Raw genomic sequence first — 21,943 nt, 5'->3', positions numbered from 1 at the left:
CGCGAATCGGCATTTTAACAAGATCACTGTATTCTGCCTACGCTAGACGATTAAGAATAACGTCCTCAAAAGATCTTTGTCGCCACTCGATTAAATAATTGTTGGCAATCTTGTCCAAGAAGACGGGTAAATAACCCAGCTTTAACCAAACTATGCAGAGCTGGATAACGTTGTTTCGGTATAAAGCCATCTTCAAAATATCGCTCATCGCCGAACCCTAAGATTCGTTCATGTTCTTTGGTCAAACCTTTCAAAAAAGCAGCGTTGAGCAAAAGCGGCGCGTACCGATCATACTCCTTATCCAAACTCTGAATAGGGAAAGCAGGATCGTGAAAATTGTAAAACACCACATTACGAGATGTCAGCACCGGATAGTTTTGTCGGTGAACCCCACTCGTATCAAATAAAAAGGCGGTTCCTGCCTTGCCGGTCACGTGTCTTATTGGCAAGTTCATTTCGTCGACTTGCGCTTTATTCCAATGACCCGGAGCCAATTTTTGCCGATGGCTTTGCTCTACGTAAGCAAACTCACCACTGTCTACATCGGTAAGATACACACCCAACTTTATCTGGGGTGGTGGCTCTTGGCATCGGTCAACGTCATACCAAGCGTCGTTATGCCATCCATGAAAATTACGAGTGGTACGAATGGTTTTCCACCCCCTAACCTCAGTCACTTGAAATCGGTCGCCAATGTAGTCACGGCATATATGCATCAAATCATCATGTTGGATTGGGTACAAAAAAGCAGGCGACAGTGTAAGTAAGTTTTCAATGAGTAATCGCCATCGTTCATTTTGTTGGTATCCCGTCCAAGTATTAAACTGTGGATGGGTAAGGTGTTGATCAAAGCATCGCTGCATTTGCTCGAGCTTAGGTAGCGGAATATAACCATCAAGCACAACAATACCGTTTTCACGTAATTGTTTGAGAATATCTTCTACGTTTAGCATTAGAGCTCCCTCTCTCCTAACCTCTCAATTCGAGCATTTTTTTCATGCTCTCCCACAAACTTTCATTCGAATTAAGCAAACGTTGATAATGCGAAAAAGTCTTAGACACCATATTGTCCAAGCCAAAGTTCTGTTCTGCATGACGTCGGCCGTTTTTGCCAAACTCTACTCTAGCGTCCGTATCTTCGATTAATCGCCAGATAGCGTCATATAAACCAGTCTCATCCCCAGCTTCAATTAAGATCCCACTGTGATGATGCAGTATGACCTCTGGTAGACCACCTATATTAGAAGCAACAACAGGAACACCGCATGCGGACGCTTCAATCGCAGTAAGACCAAACGCCTCTCCCCAAAGAGACGGCATAACAAAAACATCCGTGACACTCAAGATATCCGGAACATCAGAGCGTAAACCTAAATATTGAATGTCTCTCTGGTAATCCTGATGAGCACAAAGGGTTTCCACTTCTTTACGGTATGCGCCATCGCCAATGATCAAGAACTGGCATTCGATACCACCATCAACACAACGTTTGGCAACATTGAGAAAATGGTCGATGCCCTTCTCCTGTGTCAGCTGACCAATGAAGGCCACTATCATGATGTCGTCGGATACGCCAAGTTGCGCGGACTTAATCTGCCTTGCTTTCTCTTTAGATATCGCCGATTGAAACCGCGCGAGGTCAATACCGTTATAGAGGCGATGTATTTTGTGGTGAGCATTTGGCAAGTTTCGAGCAATGCGTGATGCAACAAAATCAGAGACAGGCAGATATGCGTCAATCGCGAGACTCAGAATACTTTGCCGCATAGAACGGAGTTGGTTTAAGACCAAATAATCTTTACTGGGCATACCAAGAGGATTGGAGCTGTGATCCGTAAAAACAATTTTTCCGCCCCACCTCAATTTACACAACAACAAACTCGGATCTGTTGGACCAATAAAGTGGGTGTGAAGAATATCGACTTTACGCTCTTTCAATAAACGCACAATGAAGCCTGAATTAGTGATTTTGTCATAATCTAAGCAAATAAGCTCACAGCCTGACTCAAGCAGCCATGTCTTCAGAGTCGGTGATATGGGTTCAATAACGCAGACAATGTAAGTCCAACCACGCTTTTGGGCTTCTTTTCCCATTGACCATAGGTAGTCTTCAAAAGAACCTTGTTTTTGGGGTGAGATTAACGCCCAACAAAACACTGTTGGTTTGAATACTAAATCATTGGAATCTTTCACTGCTTTCTCCTTCACTATCTCCGTGAGCAAAGAGGTCGCCCCATAATGCTCATTGGTCGTAAGTTAGAAAGCCAACCGAGTACCTATTTTCAATTTGATAACGAGAGATGCGCTGTCCCCCGGTTATTGTTCACTATGCAATAACAAAGCCAAGGGGAGATGCAAAGGCGCCAAACGAAAAAAGAGCCCTCACATCCATGGGGCTCAAGTAAAATTTCGCATTATTGTCATTTTAAGGTGAGGTCAAGACTATAGGAGGTGTTAATGCTCAGACGCATATTAACCCACCAGAATGATTAGGAATAAGCATCTGAACTCTCGAGTTTTTTAGAATTGCTTATTGCATTCGACGTCGAGTTTCAATTACTCATCGTCAAAAAAGCCACCATACATCAACCATGGTGGCTTTCTTATTTATCAATTTAATAAACGCGTAAACTGATATCTCTCAATATGAGAATCGAGATTAGTTAGTTGGACGCCAAACACCCCATTGGTCTTTCTGGTAAGTCGCTTCAGGGTTGTCACCACCTTGAATCCACCACTGTGCTTTCCAGTTTTGGTCAGCGTAAGAAACCACTTCACCACCTAAGTATGTTTTAGCAGCATCCCAAGTGCCATTCTCATCTGGATCTGGTTTAGGATCTGGGTCTGGCTCAGGTTTTGGTGGCGTAATTTCGTCATCACCTGCAATAACCTCGAAAGTAAACGTCTCAGCACGTGCGCTGTTTACCGCGTTAGCAACAAATGACAGTGTTTCGTTCTGCGTGATTGCACTAGTGTTTACCACTATAGACGAAGTACCGTTGTTCTGAATGCTCACCGATGAACCTTGAGTTTGTGTTAGGTTCGCGGCTTCACTTGTGGCAATAATTACGCTGTCACCAGCATTGACGACTTTATCGCTCTTCACAAGTTCATAAATATCGCCAGTCAGTGGCTCTACACCACCATCATCACCATCAATAACTGAAATCATGCCAGATGCGCGGCTATCTTTTGAGTTAAAGAAGTTACGTGATGGATCATTTTGGAAATACATGTAATGTGACATTTCTTCATGCCAATCACCGATGAAGACTGCGCCGTCTTTGAACTCTGCGTGCCAACCGTTGATTTCTGAAGCAAGTAGACGTGCCCAATCATTTACGTTCGAAGCTTCAACCTTAATATCAAAACTACGTGCCACATCGCCATTCTTGTTGATGATGTCATATTTAACTGTGTCACCGATTTCAGGATTTACAAAACCTTGAGGAATGTACAGGTCACCGCGAACAAGATCAGCTTCAGGAGGAAGAGTATCACCACCTGCAATAGTGATATCAGAACAGTTGTAGAAGCCTTCACCAGCGGCATCATCACGCTGCCAACGAACAAATAGAATCGCGTCACCAGAACGATCTGACGGAATCGTAACGTCCATGCGGTATTTGCCGCCATTTACGGGAACATTACCTACCGTCTGAATCAAGTCTAGATCGCCCCATGCCAGTGCTTTACTTAGATCCGCACCAGGTTTGGTTAGATAAAACTCCCAGAATGAAGGGTTGTGAGGAGCCGTCGCATTAAACACAAATTCAAATGTTCCTGTGTTTAGTTCAGTACGAGTCCAAGCCGTATGTGGCGCACCCATTCCCTTTTTCTGAGAGTCATTTGCATAACACAATGTGCCGTCAGGAATCGCCGCTTTCACTGCTGCCATATTGTTGTAATCAGTAATGTTCTTAGCGAATTCATTACGCTGAACAAAAGGATAAGAACCAGAGATATCTTTCGCTTGAGCACATGCTGCATTTGGTGGCGTACCAGACCAAACTCCACCTTGTTCGTAACACGTGTTTTGACGAGCACTCGGGAACTCAGACCAGCCGTGAGCATTGGCTGCTGTAGGTAGCCCGGATAGCATCGCCATACCCACCGCGATTTTAAGAATGTTATTATTTGCTTTCACTTTTTCACTCTCTACCGTTTATTGTACAAAATAGCTTCAGCGGATATTTTATAACCACTGTTACCTATTGCGTGTTTATAATTTTAATCAGAAAACAGTGAAAAATAATATACGTAAGTTTAATCAATAAAAGCACTATGGTTATTGATAGGAATTAACATCACAATTTTAAATAATTCAGATATATATGACAAAACCAACACAAACAAACAATTTCCTTAAAAAACATATCTATAAGTTCATTTTCCATCCATAACCCAATAGAAATGTAGAGTAAATATACCAGAACAGAACACCAATCAATCAGAGCTATGTATAGTTATTTCTTGTGACTTACGTTCCAATCAAATTATTTATCATTATGATTGAAAAATATAATCAAATAAGAACTAATATAAATAAACAAAATATAAAGAACCTCATATTTCATTGTTATTATATTTACTCTTGCTAATAAAACGAACATAGAAAGACAACAACACTTTGCTCTTATCTTGCAAATAATCTTTGTGTCTAGAAAAGAAAAAAGGAGCTGGCGCTCCTTTCGTTTTATCGTTGAATGTGAACATCTCTTTGAGGGAATGGAATCGTGATGTCTTCGGAATCAAAGGCATCTTTCACTCGCTCATAAAGACCAAAATACGCCGGCCAATAATTTTCAGAATCAACCCACGCCCACACTAACATTCCGACATGGCTATCGCCGTGTTGGCTCACATGCACCGTAGGCTCAGGCTCATTGATGATCAAATCATAGTTTTCCATCACCTGCATGAGAACGCGTCGTGCTTTATGGATATCATCGCCATAACTAATGCCGAATTCGATATCTATACGGCGCTTATCTTCACAAAATAGGTTCTTTACCGTTCCGTTAGACAATGAGCCGTTAGGAATGATGATTTTTTGGTTGTCATAGGTCAGCAAGACAGTCACAAAGATTTGAATATCAACCACTTTACCCATGTGCCCTTGCGCTTCAATCACATCGCCGACTTTAAATGGCTTGAAAAACAGAATCAGCACGCCACCGGCGAAATTAGACAAGCTGCCTTGCAGAGCCATACCTACAGCAAGGCCAGCTGCACCGAGCATTGCAATAAAGGACGTGGTTTCGACACCAATCATGGATGCAGCAGAAATGATCAAAAGGATTTTTAAAATGACGGAGGCAAGAGACGAGAGAAAGCCTCTCAAACCATGCTCGATTTTCATTTTTTCTAACGTGACTTCTATCGCTCGGCTGACTTTGCCTACAATCCACCAGCCAACAAACAACACCATCAAAGCTAATATGAACTTTGGCCCAAAGGTCAGCAGCATCTCCAAACATTTTTCATACAATGCTTCTAGAGAAATGTTTTCCCACATTTGTATACCTCTCTAATATTAAAAAGAGGAGTACTTTGGGTGTACGGTGCGTTGAGTTCAACTGACTCCAAGCAAGATTAAAAAAGACAATCACATTTTTTGTTTGTATTGGCGGAATTTATCGAATTCTAAAAGGGATTTGAATACAGCGTGATAGGCTCTAGATACAACAAAGCCCGCTAAAATAGCGGGCTTTGCGTTTTCAATGTTCAATAAACTAACAAAGGCAATGAATACTAAACGAGCTTCCCGTCAACCTCAATCATAAGGTCTCTACATATGCTGTAGCTGGCTCCCGCTTTAGCTCCATCAGAATGCACTTTGATTTTTGCTACGATGTCAGAGACTAGGCGCTCCTCTAGAGTTTTATGGAAAGCGCTCAGAGATTGGCGAACGAAGTCTTTGGTCAATTTAGGAGTCAAAGTGAAATCGTTTTGCCGCCACTGGCCTTCATCTTCTAGACCCATACTTCTATACAAACGTACGTCTGCTTTCATGGAGTCTAAAACCTCTAAATATTCACGAGTTTGCTCAACATCTTCCTCAAATGATCGTCCTAGCGTTTCCGTTCTCATTCCTTTATTGACGAAAAATAAATAAATTGATAACGCTTTAGCTGTTAGTTTTACAGACACACCTGCTACATCCAGAGTCTTATCCTTGGTAGAAATTTTCACTTTAACGCCAGAGTTATGCGCACTGTTTAGAGCCGATACCGTTTTCGAAAATGAATGGTTTTGCATTTGGTTGTAAATTGACTCATCAACTTGACGACGCATTCTTACAAACGGGATTTCCGCTAAGGTAACATTGGCATCCTTAGTGTTTACAACCTTTTTTTTGTCCCTCCCGACAATGTACTTATCGTAAGGAGTTGGGTAATAAAACTCGCTCACAAACTCAAAATCATCGTCAACAAACACATGGCTGAGCACATCTTGCTCACGACCATACAAAGACATTGCGTATCCCATGTAAAAAGCCATTGTCTTTCGGCCACCAGCAATTGAAGCATGAATCGCAACATCGTCATTACGAGTCAGCTCCTCTACTTTCTGTGTAATAAAGTCAGCCATTACAATTTGGTCAGCTTCTGCCTTTGCATCTTCTAAGACATTACCCTCTTCATCGGAGATCAACCAAATATTGTTGGAACTAAACTTAACTTCTGGGAGTTGATAATCTTCTATTAGCTTGTTCCAATGACCATCTTGAAATAGCCCTTCCTCTAACGTTTGCTTAGCGTTAGCGGTAGTAATCACAAACACTTCATCTGGCATTGTTTTACCTTGATGATTCAATGCAAACAACGTTTCAGTTAGGACTTGAGGACTCGCGCCTGTTACGGCTACCAAGATGTTTTTCACTTTGTTTTCCTTATGGAAATTACGTTCATTTAGAGTGGATTTAGACATACCTATTTCAGGCTCGAGCGCGCTTACCTTAGAACGGAATATCATCGTCTGACATATTACCCCAAGTTGGAGTTTCACCTATGGAAGTATATTGTGTGGAGCTAGGTTCTTGTGTGAGAGAAGGTTACTGCCAACTTACTGCATTAAAGCCAGTCGCCTTACCCTCAACTTGAGTATTTGAGCTTGCCACAAGTCTGAAGTTACCAAAGACAAAAAAGTAACGCTTTCACGAGTCTCTTCTTCTGATATCTTCTCTCTAAAACCAGCTACTTGATCTAGTATCAAGTTTGTTTTTCTATCCAACATTCAGTTTTGGCAAGCTAAGCTTGTAGCTGAGCAAAGGGACTATTCAAAGGGATTTGATGTACTTTGGGCATCATGGCCATTGGGTTGTACATCATTTCATAAAGCTCTCTAATCTCTTCAACTCGCTCCTGTGTAAACCATCCTTCCCTTAATGCTACAACCAATACATCTTTGATATCTAACCAGATATATTCTCCTTCACCTTCCCGTTTAAAGTGGTCCGGTAGCTCAGCAACGTTTGTGAAGTTTCGCCCCACACTATCTTCACCAGTGTAGATAAAACTCATGTCGATGCAGATAGCAAGTGAGCCATTTAGCTCATACACAGATGAAGCGGCCTCAGTGGTCGCTTTCAGTTGAGCAATACCCGACGAACGTTCACTTAAAGTCTCACTAAAACGCTCTTTTAATTTGAGCTCACAAAACTTCAGCCCGAACTCATTTTCAGCAATAAAATCGATCTCTTGGTACTTCAACACACCGTTGGAGGATTTGTATCTAAGGATGCGTTCACTCTTTGAGTTCACCAATCGAAAAAACCAACATGTGATGTCTCTTTCAACTAGCATTAAATGCTTATAAAAGTCTCTAGCTAACGTGTCTACACCTTGATTACGGCGAGAATGACGGTATCGATTTGCATAAGCTCGATTGTGACGCATGTAACCAAGATCGTTAACTGAAATAAGTTGAGTTTCCATTACTGTCTCCGCTGTTGTCATTCAAGCCGTTGTGTAGGTTAAACGATAGCGGAGAAGCAAAAGGAAATGAGTTAGTAAGCTTACAAAATCAATATGAAATCAATAGTGTTTAGTTTTGCTTCAATTCTGAGGTAAATTGAATCCGATATTGTGTTTCGAAACTATTCAAAGAAACTCCTAACTCTACATTAGCAGTTAGTGACTCGTAAGCCCTCCAGTTTCAAGCTGAATCAAACGAAGAACAATCCCACAACATTCACTTTCAACACAGTTATTTTTATTTTGTAAAACCCAGAAATAGTGCCCGTTATTTGTAAGCCTTTGTCACACGTGGAGTTCAATCCAAATCATACAAGTCATCGTGAGTTAGAAAAAAGTAACTGTCTGAAGGCTTCATTGACGATAGATCTTTTAATTTAGGTGTTTATTAGAAAGAGCTTTGAAAGCTTAGTAACCCTGAAACCCAGGCATACTCAACCACTTGTACATATTTCAGGTAACGAAACTAACGCTGTCGAGACATCAGACAGCGTTAGCAGTTAAGCAGGATTATCCGTGAATTGAATACGAAATATCTGTACTCCAGTCTTCACTGTTTCTTACTGTAACCTCTTTTTCAAGTTTTTGTAATTGTGCCAACTGATGAGCAGGATCGAGCTCAAAACCAAATTTGATACTTTGGAAGTGTGATTGTGGTTCGAACAAACGCCAATAACCCATCCCTTGATCTAGCTTGAGATTAATCTTCTGGCCAGACGCTAACGTCAGAGTAAGAAGCCTACGGTGAGCAATGTCTGTTCGGCTATCAACTACGGTAAGAAGCGGCTCTACTTTGGCTTTATGCTCAATCCATGTTTTGAACACTGCAAAGTGATCATCTTGATAAAGCCAATCTTGATGTAAAAACTGACCTGAACGTTCCTTTTCGTTAAACAAGGTCGCGACTTTCAACACTGGTTTTGCAGAAAGCACGTTGCACAATGACCCAAGCACTTGAGTAATGAGCAACAAGCTAGCTGGACTTTGTTGATAACGGTCGCTGTACGCGACTTCGACAACAGGATCATTCGACAATAGCTTGAGCAGTTCGTCACCATCGTTTTTAAATAGATGCATCCAAAATCGTTCGCCAAAGTCCGTTAACTTGCCGTTTAGTTGGGTAGTAATTTCCCACTCGCCATTCTTCACACTTTGTTTGGCTGAACTTACTTCAAAAAGCTTAAGCTCCGTATCTATTAAATTAAGTTGGACACTTTCGACCACTAGCCCACCCGCATTTAACCAACCTACTCCTGGAATTAAATTTTCAGATGTATCAGTAGCGAGTGAAACTATATTGCTTCTAGTTTTTAACTGCACCGCGATATTCGAATTCAGTTCTGTCTGTGATTGACATAACGCGAAATTCACACCAAGGTTTTGTAGAGCAATCAGCTCGATTTCCGTTTCGCTGTCTAATTCAACATTAGGCAGTACAATCGTAACGTCAACGTTGTCCTTAGCAAGGTATGTCACCAAGTTATTTCTAAACTTGGGGTTTAAAAGGTCCCAGTTATTGAAATCGTTCGGCAACTGAAACAGCACCGAAGTTGCCCCTTGGTTAATCCAATGACGCACAGCTTGGTCAATAGAGCTTGGTTGATAATAACCGCCAGCTAACAATTGAACGTCGTCAGGCAAGCCGACAAAATTGAGAAACCCATCGCCTAACCAATTTTTAGCAACTTGACGATCTAAACTATCAGAGTCTCGGCGAGTATCGGATTGCAACAAACAATCACCACAAGCCGTTTCACAGCTTTGGCATTCAAGATTACGAACCATTTTTCGTAATATAGATTCAACGTGCAAGTGCGCAGAGCTCGCGAAGCCCGCACCACCTGAAATAGTGTCAAACAATTGAATTACCAACGCGACTTCGCCTTCAGACACGATTGCAGGACGCAATGCATAACCCAACTCTGATGTAGAAATACCAAGTTGTTCAGCCAGTGCAGCTCGTAGGGCGACCGCAAGAGTCGTTGCAACCACTCTCCCTTCAGCGTCATCTGCTATGTATTCATTACTAACTGGATTTTTCAAACTCAATTCAAACACATCAGTCTTAGTGTGGGCACCAAGGTGAATTGCTTCCATCAACGTAGGCGAACCATCACACTCTACCGAATCATCACCTTTTCTGTCGCGTTGCGGTGCTTTGAGCGGACGATGAGGCTTTGTCGGATTCAAGGTCTTAGGGAAATGTCCATTTTTGTCCATTGATTCAGCTCGACCACATGTCATGCATAACGCATAGCCTGTGCCGTTCTCACCAGAGGTGTGGTTAAATACTGTGCCTTCGGTGTTAGATAACATGTGCCCAATTTTTTCATTCGGTAAGCTAACTCTCGCAGCGTTCCCAGCACTCACCCAAGCCGGCTCAACTGGGATGAATTTTTGCATAGCGATGTTATTAGTCGGCGTTGCATAAAAATCAGTCACGAAGCCCGTTGGTTGTAACACCCTGCGAATATGCTTTTGCTTAATTGGTTTAGCACATTCTGGGTTACTACAATTCAGCTCCGCCATCACTGACGCTTGAGTCTCATAGCCTGTATGACCACAAGAATCACAACGCCATGCTAAATCAAATTTTTGTGCTTCATTGGTATCTGCGTGTACGTTTTGCCAATGCAGTGACACACCTCCAGAAGTAAACACTCGACCATCTAAAACAATTTCTGAACCCGGAGCATACTCACGAATCGCGACGGCAAGGTTACGGCTTGGTAAACCACGGCTACGCGAAACATTGTCAATTCGGTCCGACTTAGGTGTTTTATTATTCTGCTTTTCACGAATAAAGTCCTGGATATTATTGTTGTCAAAGTTCACTACATCCGTTGGAAAACCATAACCTGGTAAGAACGATTTCGACGCTAATTCACGCAGAACAAACTCATTTTTTAAACGATAGAGTTCTTTATTAATGCGATATTCATACGGGGAATCACTGATCGCGGACGTCAGTTGTTTTGTTAGATAGCGGTATTCTTCAAACCAACGATCTCGCAATTTGCGAATTGTATCCGCTGAGATATCACATAGTGTCTCGCAGGTGTGATCATTTAACGCAGTGCCTTTTACTAAACTCTCCAACGACTTAGACCACTGCAGCGCATCACTTCCTAACCAATCCACAAAACGGTCACACACTGAATCTTGTTCTGGCAAGTAGAACCACTCAAGATTCAGTTTCGTTTTCTCTTTGTTCGTTGTCCCAACCTGGCGATTTAAGAAAAGCGAGAACAATAAAGAGTTAACATGCCTTTGCACCAAACGTTCCGAATTAAATGCCACATAGGGCGCTGGAATCTGGGTTACAAATGGCCACTTAGGATTATCAAAAACTCGCTGATCGTGCGGATTACCTTTACACAAAGTATACGAAATAGCACGCGACTCTTTGCTACGTCCCGCACGCCCTGCTCGTTGTAAGTAGTTAGCGGGATGTGGTGGTACATTGTTCATTACGACCGCCGAAATACCGCCAATATCTACTCCCATCTCCATAGTCGTTGAGCAGTTTAAAACGTTGATTTTGCCTTGCTTAAACATGTCTTCGTAATCGTTCAGCCTGTCAGCACTTTGCTGTGCTGAGTGCTCTGCTGTTCGATAATAGAAACCACCTTCTAGAGCTCGGTCGTTGACATCAGTCCACAAATTGGTGCTACGTAACTTTTGAATCGCATCATCCTTAGCAATTTGACTACGCACCGACTTTAGACCCTCTTCATAATCGAGTTGGCTAACGTCGTATTCCCAAATGTGTGGATATGGAACTTCGGTACAAATATATTGTTTAGGGTCTTCGACCTTACGTGGAAGATAAGGGGTAAAACCTTTAAATGTGCTATCTATTAGTTTATTAGTTACCGGACACACGTACGCTTTTTCGAGTAAAGAAAAGTCTATTTTATGACGGTCAAGTGCATATTGGTTTCCATCATTGGTCAGCACACGTGCATCTACAGTTAGTACTTTCCATGCATCCCTTAACCAACCGTTGATGATATCCTTCCCATGGCTAGAACTCGCATCAAGCCCTGCTCCCAAACTCAATAGCTTCGCCAACCTCTGGAGTTGTGAGCCTTTTATTTGCGGCCAACGTTTAATACGCCATTCGTCTTTCTCTTCAGATTCTGGGTTGCGTAGAGCTTTCGCAGAAAAGTGACCACCAATCCACTTGATCCACCCTTCATCCTCCATACGCATAAAATTGTTCTCACGCACGTAAAAATCAAGAGCTACCTTAATGAAGTCTTTCCAATCTTCAAGTAACAGGCCATATGATTCCCACTTCTCAGGACAACGAGTTAACGTCTCAATTCCTTGATAATTAACGGTAACTAACCCTTGAGTTTCACTGCTATTTTGACGTTTTGGTCGGCGAGAAAACTCTCTAAACAGCAACATATCAGCTAGCTTTAAACTACCGTCACTGTCTTTAAAGACTTCAGGAGATAAGTATTGGTTGTAAAGCTTCATTGCACCTTTGAAGTCACTCTTTCTGGCCAATTCATTGATCATGTCAACCCATGAAACAGAAACTGGCTTGAATGCCATAGCTCCTGATTCAAGTGCATCAGCTTGACGCTCTAGCTGTTCTGCAGCTTCATTCATACTTGCCATACCAAGTGCACGAAGACCTGCAGCCTTCTCACGTAGTTCTGAAGGTGAAATACCTTCACTAACCACTTCTTGGTTTGCCATGCTATCGAGTTGCTTGTTCTTCAGTATCTCAACGACAGCACCACGTAATTTTGAACGCTCTGCTTCTTGCTGCATTCTTACTGAAAGACGAGCTGTACCTTGGCGGCTATCCGTAAACGTAATTAATCGACGCCCTCTAGCTGGTAAGGATTGTGGCCCAACTTGATTGCTCTCCCCTTCAAAGTCAGGGCAATACTCCAATAGAGTTGGCACAACATTAGCGATGTAAAATGGGGCACCTAACATTGCACGCCTTAGAGGCATACTTCCACTAAAGCCACTGAAACCACAATTGCAACAGTGGGATAGCCCTGACATATCATGAGTCAGTGTATAGCCTTCACCATTCAATGAGCCTAGATTACCCTCAGGACTTATAGTCATTGAACCATAATGCCCTTCGTCATCAAGTCGACTACCAAAAACTTCTGGAGTGTTAGAGTTTTCTTCAACATCTTGGATTTGCTGACTGTCATCCTCAGCAAATTCATGTTGAAGTGAAAACTCGTCGCCAACGCTTCCATTCCATTGCCCCAACTTGCCTTTATTATCTCTTGCTAAAAGATGTGGCTCGTTACATTCGATGCAAAAACTCAGCTCTAGCACTGGAGCACCGCAACCACATTTTTGACGATGAGTCGCATAGACCAAACCAAACGACCAGTCTTGTTCTAGTGCCGTATTTTTCTTGCAGCTACAGTCTTTATCAATGCACGCAAACAACCCATTAGTCATCCGTTGGAAAAAATGTGCTCTTACTTTCAAAAAAGCTTCACTTGATGTGTCTGGTTTAGTTCCAGTCAACACATCTATCCATCGCAACAAATGCTGTTGAGATATAGCTTCACCATTGAATGCTATTGAGACTTGTTGAGCAATATCACTTAAAGTCAGTGGTTTATCACTATCAACGATAACGTCTCGTATCCTAAGTGCGACTGGATGGGCACACAGCGCTTTAAATCGCTCTGGAGCTACGTCAGAGTCATACTTGCCCTTTTTAACTTCAGTGCCTTCTGGTTCGATTGACTCAACCTCTTCGAGACTAAGCAATTTTTGATCTACAAAATCAAGTTTTGGGATAACACGTCGTCCGCCAATAACTTTGACTTGTTCGGTTTCCACCCCAGCAAGATTGGCAAGGTATTTTTGTAGTTGTTCAGCCGCATCATCCCCTGCAATCGTCGCAGAAGTCGCGACGAAGCGGACATCTTTTGCTTCAACCCCAAAAGCCTGTAACACGCGACGAAGTTGAAGTGATAGTTCAGCAGCTTGAGACCCCACATAAGTATGAGCCTCATCGAGTACAATCCAACGAAGAGATTTTTGCGCACGAGACTGCTCGATGATTGGAGAGTCAACTTGGCGAACTAGCATGTACTCAAGCATCGTGCCATTGGTAACCAAAATAGGAGCAGGTTCTTTACGCAGTAACTCCCTTGACAACACTTCATTTGGACGTTTTTTCTGTGCCGAGCGCATTTTGTTTTCACTGTTTTCTGTATTGCCATTATACAAACAGTAGCGAAGGTTGCTGCCGAAGTGTTGCGTCCAAGCATCCAAACGTTCTTGTTGAGAATTAATCAACGCATTAAGCGGATACAGAAATAGCGCCCTGACACCAACAAGAGGTTGTTGAGTTTGTGCATGCTCTTCATATAAGTCATTGATTACTGGAACCATAAAACACTCAGTTTTTCCCGAACCAGTGCCAGAAGTAACCACTACTGATTTCGGTTTCTCATCGAGTAAGGTTTTCCACGCTGTAAGCTGATGCTTGAAGGGATGAAATTCGGCTCCAAAACGATAACGTCCATTGGATTTGTCATCGAGAGAGTCAACCACTGCGCTATTAAGTAAACCACCCTTTAAGTTTTTCATATTGGGCTCGGCGAACTCCCAACCAAAGGTGTGTTCGAACAACGGTGGTGCCATAAAAGACTGGGGCTCACCACTCTCGGCAGACATCACTTGTTTCAAGTGTTCACGCAAGCTTGAATTTGCGACACCGAGTACGCCTAGAGTAGCCTCTTGCGAGCGATTAATTGACTGCTCAACCAAAGAAGAGAAATAACGATTCATATTCTATGCTCCTAAGAAGCGTTGCATGTAAGGTAGTTAACTACGTAGCAAAATAAAGGGCCAAACCATTGATGATCAAAGTTCTTTAACTGGCGAAAATCGAATAGAGTTTTGTGCTCAAAGCGTGAAATAATTTCTTGTGGTACTCGACCACATGCGACGCCAGCTGCAAAGATTGGCGCATACACAACACCAATTTGATACCCTGCATTTACGGTTAGGTCGAATGGCATGAGGCCGAGTGAGGTACACATTTGACGCAAATCGTCCCCTGCATCATTTGGCCAATGATCATTATCACTATGCAGGCGCAGTAAATCTTGGTACCACTGCCCTTGAATCATTGGTTGTATAACCTGAGGGGGGAATGGCTGAGTTAGCTTTTCGTCTTTAATGTATTGTGCTAAGGCTGACAGTGAAGAAATTTCCTGAGTCAACTTGTCTATCATTTTGCTCAGCAGATCTGCTTGCATTTCACCAGTTATGCCGAGCTTTTCCAAAGCATCACCAAATAATTGCTTCGCGTCCAACCAACATTGAATTGGAACAAACTCCCATACTACTGGCAGTTGAGTCTCAAGTTTTGCAATAAGCTGTGCGTCCATATCAAACTTAAACAAAGCGACGGCAAGTGCTTTAGGGTTTCGCACTAAGTGACGCCACACTTCAAAAGTCGACATTGGTAAATATTGAAATTGCTTCCACGTGCTTTGCAAATATGTCCAACCGCTATGATTCCAATCATCGGCCATTTGCGAAATGACTTTTGCAATACTGGTCACTTCATCACGAGGATTAAATGCTCGGGCGGCTTTTTGCAATGTATTGATATCTAAAACATCACTATCATTTTTATCGCTAGGGATAAAGCGAGCTCGAAATGCAACTTCGGAGTTTTCAGCCGGTAAGACTAACCATGGACCACCATCATTAAGGAAGCTCGGGAGTTCATACTCTCCCGTATCGACACCTTCGCTAATACGACTAACTAGCGGGTGTGGCGCCTGTTCAGGCTTGGTGAGATCCGTTAGGATCGCCTTAACCCCTGATGCGTCTCTGAGCGTACGGCTATTTAAGCTCACTAAGTTATTGTCTGTATCATAGCTAACCGTCGTTGAGTAGTAACTGATGACGAAGCGCTCCGTACGCCCACAGCCTTTGATTGAGAGTTCAACTTCACTGTCTAAGTTTTCGCTCAACGATAATAGTTCAAGAACATAATCTCGAAGACCATATAGGCTCACCTCAACAGGCTTGTCAATTACACGGTAATCCCAATTGAAGCTTGCAGCTCGGCGTCCTGAACTGTACTTAGATAAATTCAGCAATGTAATTTCGTAACGTGTTGGTCTCCCATGCTGAGTGAAGAGGTTGATACGACTCCCGACTAAATCTTCGAGCGACAAACGACCTTGTAAAGGCTGTCCGTTTCCATTGAACGCAGTTACACCAGTGGATGGGTATGGCACAATCAAAGTAATTGGATCAGACAGCAACGAAGCCTGAATATTCAAGGTGAAAGTTGCTGGTGGCATCCCACTCGCATTCAGAAAAATTTCTGTGACACCTTGTTTAGGTTTTGTAATTGAAGTACGAAGATCCTTATCGATAACATGAGCAACTAATGGTGACTGACTAGATACCAATACTCGACCTTCAGTAGGCGTAGCTCCTGGAAGTAGATCCAGCTTAAAGTCTTGTGGAAGAATACCGATCCGCTTTCTTAGCAATACTTCATTATCACGGTTTTTAACCGACAGAAGTTGGCGACCGTGTACCTCTGATGGAGCAAGCCGATGGGCAACATCACCATTCAAATAAGTACTCAAGCCGAGGCTAATATCTCCAGCGTCTTGCGTTGCAATTTTCGGCACACCTTTAAAAACTAAGGATGGGATAGACTTCCAAGGGACAAGATCCCCCTTAAGGGTAAAGATCTCATCGGCATAGTGCTCAGCCCCCGTAGTAATAACAAACCTATCTCCATTTTCAAACGACAGTGAAACTTTTCCTTCAAGGCTATAAGTATCTAAATTTCCGAAAGAAAATGAAGGAGTGGATTCATAGTGACCATGTTGTATCTCGAACAACGTTTTATTAGGTACCAATACGAGTACTTTATTCACCTTAGTGCGAACTGTCGCCTGTCCTGCCACCAAAAACCGACCATCGCTTTCCACTAGAGTAAGTGGTGCATCCTCACAATCCACTGTACTGGCAGTCAGCCTTTCTTGAGCTAGTTGTCTACCAGATTGCAATGCGACTATATACAGTTCGCTGTCTGTCGAATCACGCACTACTGATGCCAAACTTTGACGAATTCGAACAACTGTTTTGTCATTATCAAACTGAGCAAAGCAGGTACCAAGGGATGCTAAGTGGCGCTCACCTTCAAAGATAGCCAATTCAATTCGACTACTGCTCAATTGAACTGGGTTTATATTAAATGTGATGCTCAGCGGTAATAAAACATCGCTAATCACACTTTGGTTAGCGAAGTCGATATAGTGTTTACAACGTAAGTCGCGGCGTTTCTTTGCTACCTTACGCACTTCTTCCGTTGCGCGTGAAAGCAACTGACTTAAGAACAAAGTACCGGTAGCACTGTCTAGTGGTAAAGGAAACACTTCACGCCACTGAGGGTAATTTTGCTCGAGGTAGGCAACTGGGTCAGCTTGTTCATCTAGATTGTAGGTGTGTACAAAACTGTCTAGCTTTTCTACCATGTTTCGAATCAGTTCTATTGACTCTTCACCTTGCAGCGACTCAGGAAGGTACACAACCTTACTGCTAATATATGCATTGACTGCACTCTCACCAAATTCTCTTACAACTTGGTACTTGTCAAACACCGAGTTAAAGGTCCATTGATAATGATTGTCATTCTGCGATAGCAAGTTAGAAGGCAACCCCCCTTCTCTAAACAAAGAGCCTAAATAATCATTCCGATTAGATTGGCTGTAACGCGACAACGTTTTCCCCCAATAATCCTCAAGCCCCATAGGGATCGCTTCACTAATGTCGCCAGGCGATAGGCGAAACTTCAGACGCTCGAAGATAGGTTCCCAACTCCAATTCTGGGTATACTCTCGCCTAAACCACTCTGCACAATAGAGAGTGAATGCGCCGCACCACTCCTTAGTAAAACGTAACGTGTGTTGAAAATCTCGGCTTTTCGATAGCACAGCCTCTAACTCGCGATATTCCAGTTGAGTCATGTGTAGCTGATAAAGTGGTTGATTAGAATGAATCTTATCACTCCGAGTCAGACAAAATTGTTTCAGCCAGTCAGAGACCGACTGTGTTGGGATATTAGAGGTAGTAGGTATCACAATATTGACCGCTTATTAAATGATTGACTGTTGATGAAAATACCAACAGATTAATGAATGATTAGGTAACTCGGTTAACTGTTAAACGTTATTTATAATTCACTTATTACTTTAAGAGGCTTTACTCATAAACAGGTATATTTTCCAAAAAACCGCAGTATTTATGATTCGTATTTAGAGATAAGACTCTATTAAAACTCTGGTAATTATTATTACCATTATGCGCCAGTTGTGATTTTTATAAGCTTATGGCGTTGACACAGTATTTGGAAATCCGCGGGGCCACATGAGTCTACTTCCCCCCTTCAAGTCAGTGACAAACGGGACAACCCAAAGCCGCAATGATTCGCTGAAATCAAAACTATATTTTATCGCTTTTTTAAAGCCGCTATGTGCGGGGTAGATCAATAAAAGATCCCCCATACCATTTAGGTATTTATGTCCATAAGCAAACATTTGATAGAGATCAGATTGAGAAAGCCCATAATTATGTTCTTCGAGGTCGAGCAGCTTCCATTTTGTATCGAGAATCAGCTTCGAATTATCCGGTAGTGTTAACAATAGATCCGGTTTGAGCTGAAACTGGCTTTGCTCATTATGACTTACAAGATATTTCGAAGAAGCTTGTGTGATCAGAACCACATCATCAGGGAGTTGCCTCTTTAACACTGAAGCAACATAGCTCTCAAAAACCGCCTCCATCGGAAACAGTAAAGAAAGAGCACTACTTTTGCCCTTCATGCTTAGCGGAGAGAAGCCGTCGAGTATCAGTTTCGCCCACTCAATAGGTCGATGATAATCACTCATTCCCCTGTCCAACTTAAGGGCGTTGATATCTTGTTTAACCGACTTGCAGTTAGGGACTTCAGCAAAAGCAAACTGCAGCTCACGCAGTAACTTTTGGTTGGTCGCTAACCTTGTGTAATTACCTAACTTCAATAGAGCCATTTTGAGAATTCGATTGGCCGGACGGTTAATCAAATATTCATCGTATTCAACGTAAAACTTGTGTTTATTAACCAGGTTGTGCCTGATTTGCTGAGAAACTTGTAGCTTGCCTTTTTGGAAGTGAAGATTGTCGTCTTGTGTGACATAGTCACTTTTCAACCCTCGCTTAACCAGCGTATTCACCGACTGAAGAAACTGGGCTATAAAGACCTCTAGAAGTGGCATTTTTTTGCTAGCCACACTCGCTTGGTTCGATGCCACATAGCGAAAAGCCCCTAAGTGCTGAAGCATCATCAGCAACATTTCACGCGATTCTGTTATCGCCTGTTCAGTACTTTCCGATTTACGGCCTGTTTTGGGCAATACTTCAATATGTTCGCCTGTCGGTGTAAACATTACACCGACGTAGTTTTTCACTTGAAGCAACTCATGTCCAAAACGCTTAGTTAAACCTAAGCATTTACTGGTTTCAGATTCGCTCGCACTCAAGCAGACTTCTTTTAAATACTCGAAAGCACTTTTAGAGATAAGCTGGGCATTTAAGTTATCACACGCAGCTTGCACATGCGTTAAGTAGCCATATTCAAAAACCGTAGTATGCATTGAGATTACTCTTGGTTTGAATCAGATTGACTCTCAGAGGTTTTTACCATCGTTTGGTAAATACCTGTATAAGCCTCAGCATCACTCCAAACGGCCGCATTATCCGTAGCGAGCGTGTATTTCACTACTGATTGTCCGTATTGGTCTAGGTGATGCCCCTTACCAAACAGGTTTGTCAGAGCTTCAGGCTTTTGCTCTTTTTCTTCAACAAACTGCAAATGATCTAGCTTTTGATTATCAGCTAAAACCAAACGAATATTGCCCCAATCTTCAAAGAAGTACTCTTCAAGTAGCGGAATGATTTTGTTTTTGAATACTGAGACAAGCACTTTAAATGCCTTATCTTCTTCGCCAACATCAGCAAGCGCCTTAACTGGCAATAAGAACGCATGGCCAAGTGTGTGTTCACGGTCATAAAGAATTTCAATACGCTGGTTGAGCACACTTAGTAATTGCTCAAGATCGATGCCTTTTACTACTGCACCTTTCAATAACTCAGGTTTTGGCATCATTTCAACAAAATCAAAACGACGACGAAGCGCTGTATCCATCATCGCTAATGAGCGGTCAGCAGTGTTCATAGTTCCGATGATATGTAGATTGTCGGGTACAGAAAACGCCTTACCTGAGTTAGATAATACAAGCTCTAGAGCTTCCTGCTTACCAGCCCGCTTTGACGGTTCAATTAACGTAATGAGCTCACCAAATATCTTGGATATATTGCCTCGATTTATCTCATCAATAATCAGAACAAATCTTTGTGCACCTTGAGCAACTCCTTTATCTAACAAAATATTGTTCTTATTCAATAGAGTAAGTAACTCTGATACAGAAAAACGAGTCAACTCGCTGCAAGTTTTAATTGGTAAGCGAGTCTGACCATTTAGATCATAAACATTGAGTTTGAGGTTTCTTGCTAACCATTTAATCGGACGAACATGACAATAGTCCTCACGCATAAGAACACCATCTGGTCGAAACTCATAATCTCCGCTAACAACACCAATGGCTTCTATTGTTTTTTGACCACTAACACAAAAAACCACATCACCAATGGCCATTCCATTACAAAAATGCCTTATTGTTGCTTGATTTGGATGAGTTTCAGAGGCAAGTAAGTCATCGCTTTCCTGAGTCCGGTTGGCAGAGCTCATATTACCAACATGCCCCCAGCCAATCGCCCCTATATCATTCTCCAAGCAATACTTCTTAACTTCACTTTGACCGCTACTTTCAATAGATAGTTGCCAAATTCGTGCGTCTTCACTTAGTAATTTGGGTTTTTCAACTTTCTGAGCAGCAGCTTCATCACAGATAGACTTGAAAATACCATCTTTGATTACGTAGGATAGGTTACCGTCATTATCCGACTCAGCGCGGAGCCCTTCAACAAACTCTTCATAGCCATAGCTTTGATGGAAAGTGACAAAACGGATGCGCTTATCGGCGACTAATTGGTCATATTTTTCTTTTAATTCACTACGATTTGCCCAGCCAAAAGTCGGTTCTGCTGCTACAACAGCTGCTTCGATAGTATGGTAGGTTTTACCTGTTCCAGGAGGGCCATAGAGTATTTGATTAAGCGGTGACATTAATGTGTTCCCTGCAGAAGTGTTAAGTGGCTCATTCGATGGTTGTTCTTCATTATCGAGAAGCTCAAGCTGAGACCAGCACATCCGTCCATACTCAGCAATATTGGCGTGTTGTTCTGTGTCGTAGTTATTCATCAAAGAGCGATAGAGCTCTGGATAGCTTGAAGACTTAGGCAGCCCAGTTAACTCAGACAGCTTATCTTTCGCGAATATATTGACGATAGTAGGCACACTTTGTACTTGGTACATAAATGCGATTTTCCATTTATATACAGGAGCAAGTTTCGCATTATCAACCGTCGTTAGGTCGCCAACTTGAACCGCATTTATGACTCGAATAATTTCACTTCGAACAGTTTCGAAAGCTTCTTGCTCGGTAGAACCAAGCTTTTCCCACCATGAGTATTCCGACCCATGAGCCATCCCGGAGCGTTCCTTCGGTTCACTATTGCGTTTATAAATACCAAACTTGGGAGATGGGGAACCTTTAATATTTGCTAAAGGCTGAGTCTTGGTTTCCAACCAATATGTAAACGTCGTTTTATCTTGAGTTGAAACGTATTCTTGTAGTGTCATTGTTTTAATACGTTCAAGTGGCCACTCGGCCAAAAACTTATCCCACAGTTGCTGCAGTGAATTAATTTGATTCATTGTTCATTCCACTAACCAAAAGATGTTTTACATCGAATTTACT

Annotated in this window: 10 protein-coding genes; all 10 read right to left on the bottom strand. The window is 42.3% G+C overall.

What is annotated here, in order from left to right:
* Positions 1-65: 65 nt before the first annotated feature.
* The 10 genes from VJL_RS01055 to VJL_RS01010 all read right to left on the bottom strand — a co-directional run bounded on the left by VJL_RS01055 (position 66) and on the right by VJL_RS01010 (position 21,900).
* The gene (locus VJL_RS01055; RefSeq protein ID WP_038874885.1) at positions 66-953 is read right to left on the bottom strand and encodes a phytanoyl-CoA dioxygenase family protein; all 888 of its coding nucleotides are present in this window, start codon (positions 951-953) and stop codon (positions 66-68) included.
* Between the two features lie 16 nt (positions 954-969).
* A complete protein-coding gene (locus tag VJL_RS01050; RefSeq protein ID WP_038871128.1) occupies positions 970-2,193 on the bottom strand; it encodes a glycosyltransferase family 4 protein in 1,224 nt (407 codons plus the stop codon).
* Positions 2,194-2,659: 466 nt separating this feature from the next.
* Positions 2,660-4,147 carry a lytic polysaccharide monooxygenase gene (locus VJL_RS01045; protein WP_038874884.1) on the bottom strand — a complete coding sequence of 496 codons (1,488 nt, stop codon included), beginning with the start codon at positions 4,145-4,147 and terminating at the stop codon, positions 2,660-2,662.
* Between the two features lie 549 nt (positions 4,148-4,696).
* Entirely contained in the window at positions 4,697-5,518 is an 822-nt protein-coding gene (locus VJL_RS01040; RefSeq protein ID WP_038874882.1) for a mechanosensitive ion channel family protein, read from the bottom strand.
* A gap of 236 nt (positions 5,519-5,754) precedes the next feature.
* The gene (gene csm6, locus VJL_RS01035; RefSeq protein WP_038874880.1) at positions 5,755-6,885 is read right to left on the bottom strand and encodes a CRISPR-associated ring nuclease Csm6; all 1,131 of its coding nucleotides are present in this window, start codon (positions 6,883-6,885) and stop codon (positions 5,755-5,757) included.
* Between the two features lie 368 nt (positions 6,886-7,253).
* Positions 7,254-7,940, bottom strand: a complete 687-nt coding sequence (locus tag VJL_RS01030; protein ID WP_038874878.1) for a hypothetical protein — start codon at positions 7,938-7,940, stop codon at positions 7,254-7,256.
* Positions 7,941-8,489: 549 nt separating this feature from the next.
* Positions 8,490-14,774 (bottom strand): DEAD/DEAH box helicase, encoded by a 6,285-nt coding sequence (locus tag VJL_RS01025; protein WP_038874876.1) that lies wholly within the window; start codon positions 14,772-14,774, stop codon positions 8,490-8,492.
* An 11-nt stretch (positions 14,775-14,785) separates the two neighbouring features.
* Positions 14,786-18,106, bottom strand: a complete 3,321-nt coding sequence (locus VJL_RS01020; protein ID WP_227741109.1) for an STY4851/ECs_5259 family protein — start codon at positions 18,104-18,106, stop codon at positions 14,786-14,788.
* Positions 18,107-18,352: 246 nt separating this feature from the next.
* Positions 18,353-19,657 carry an McrC family protein gene (locus VJL_RS01015; protein ID WP_038874871.1) on the bottom strand — a complete coding sequence of 435 codons (1,305 nt, stop codon included), beginning with the start codon at positions 19,655-19,657 and terminating at the stop codon, positions 18,353-18,355.
* A gap of 5 nt (positions 19,658-19,662) precedes the next feature.
* Complete coding sequence (locus VJL_RS01010) at positions 19,663-21,900, bottom strand: DUF8426 domain-containing protein (protein ID WP_050568796.1); 2,238 nt, start codon at positions 21,898-21,900, stop codon at positions 19,663-19,665.
* Between the last annotated feature and the right edge of the window lie 43 nt (positions 21,901-21,943).

The organism is Vibrio jasicida CAIM 1864 = LMG 25398, from assembly GCF_000400365.1.
Taxonomy (GTDB): domain Bacteria; phylum Pseudomonadota; class Gammaproteobacteria; order Enterobacterales; family Vibrionaceae; genus Vibrio; species Vibrio jasicida.
The sequence above is the reverse complement of the archived record's forward strand: the minus strand, read 5'-3'. Positions and strand labels throughout refer to the sequence as shown.

What these genes read in the sequence shown, in the direction of transcription:
- VJL_RS01055 (WP_038874885.1), bottom strand. Translation starts at nt 953, where the DNA reads ATGCTAAACGTAGAAGATATTCTCAAACAATTACGTGAAAACGGTATT.
- VJL_RS01040 (WP_038874882.1), bottom strand. Translation starts at nt 5,518, where the DNA reads ATGTGGGAAAACATTTCTCTAGAAGCATTGTATGAAAAATGTTTGGAG.
- VJL_RS01030 (WP_038874878.1), bottom strand. Translation starts at nt 7,940, where the DNA reads ATGGAAACTCAACTTATTTCAGTTAACGATCTTGGTTACATGCGTCAC.
- VJL_RS01025 (WP_038874876.1), bottom strand. Translation starts at nt 14,774, where the DNA reads ATGAATCGTTATTTCTCTTCTTTGGTTGAGCAGTCAATTAATCGCTCG.
- VJL_RS01015 (WP_038874871.1), bottom strand. Translation starts at nt 19,657, where the DNA reads ATGCATACTACGGTTTTTGAATATGGCTACTTAACGCATGTGCAAGCT.
- VJL_RS01010 (WP_050568796.1), bottom strand. Translation starts at nt 21,900, where the DNA reads ATGAATCAAATTAATTCACTGCAGCAACTGTGGGATAAGTTTTTGGCC.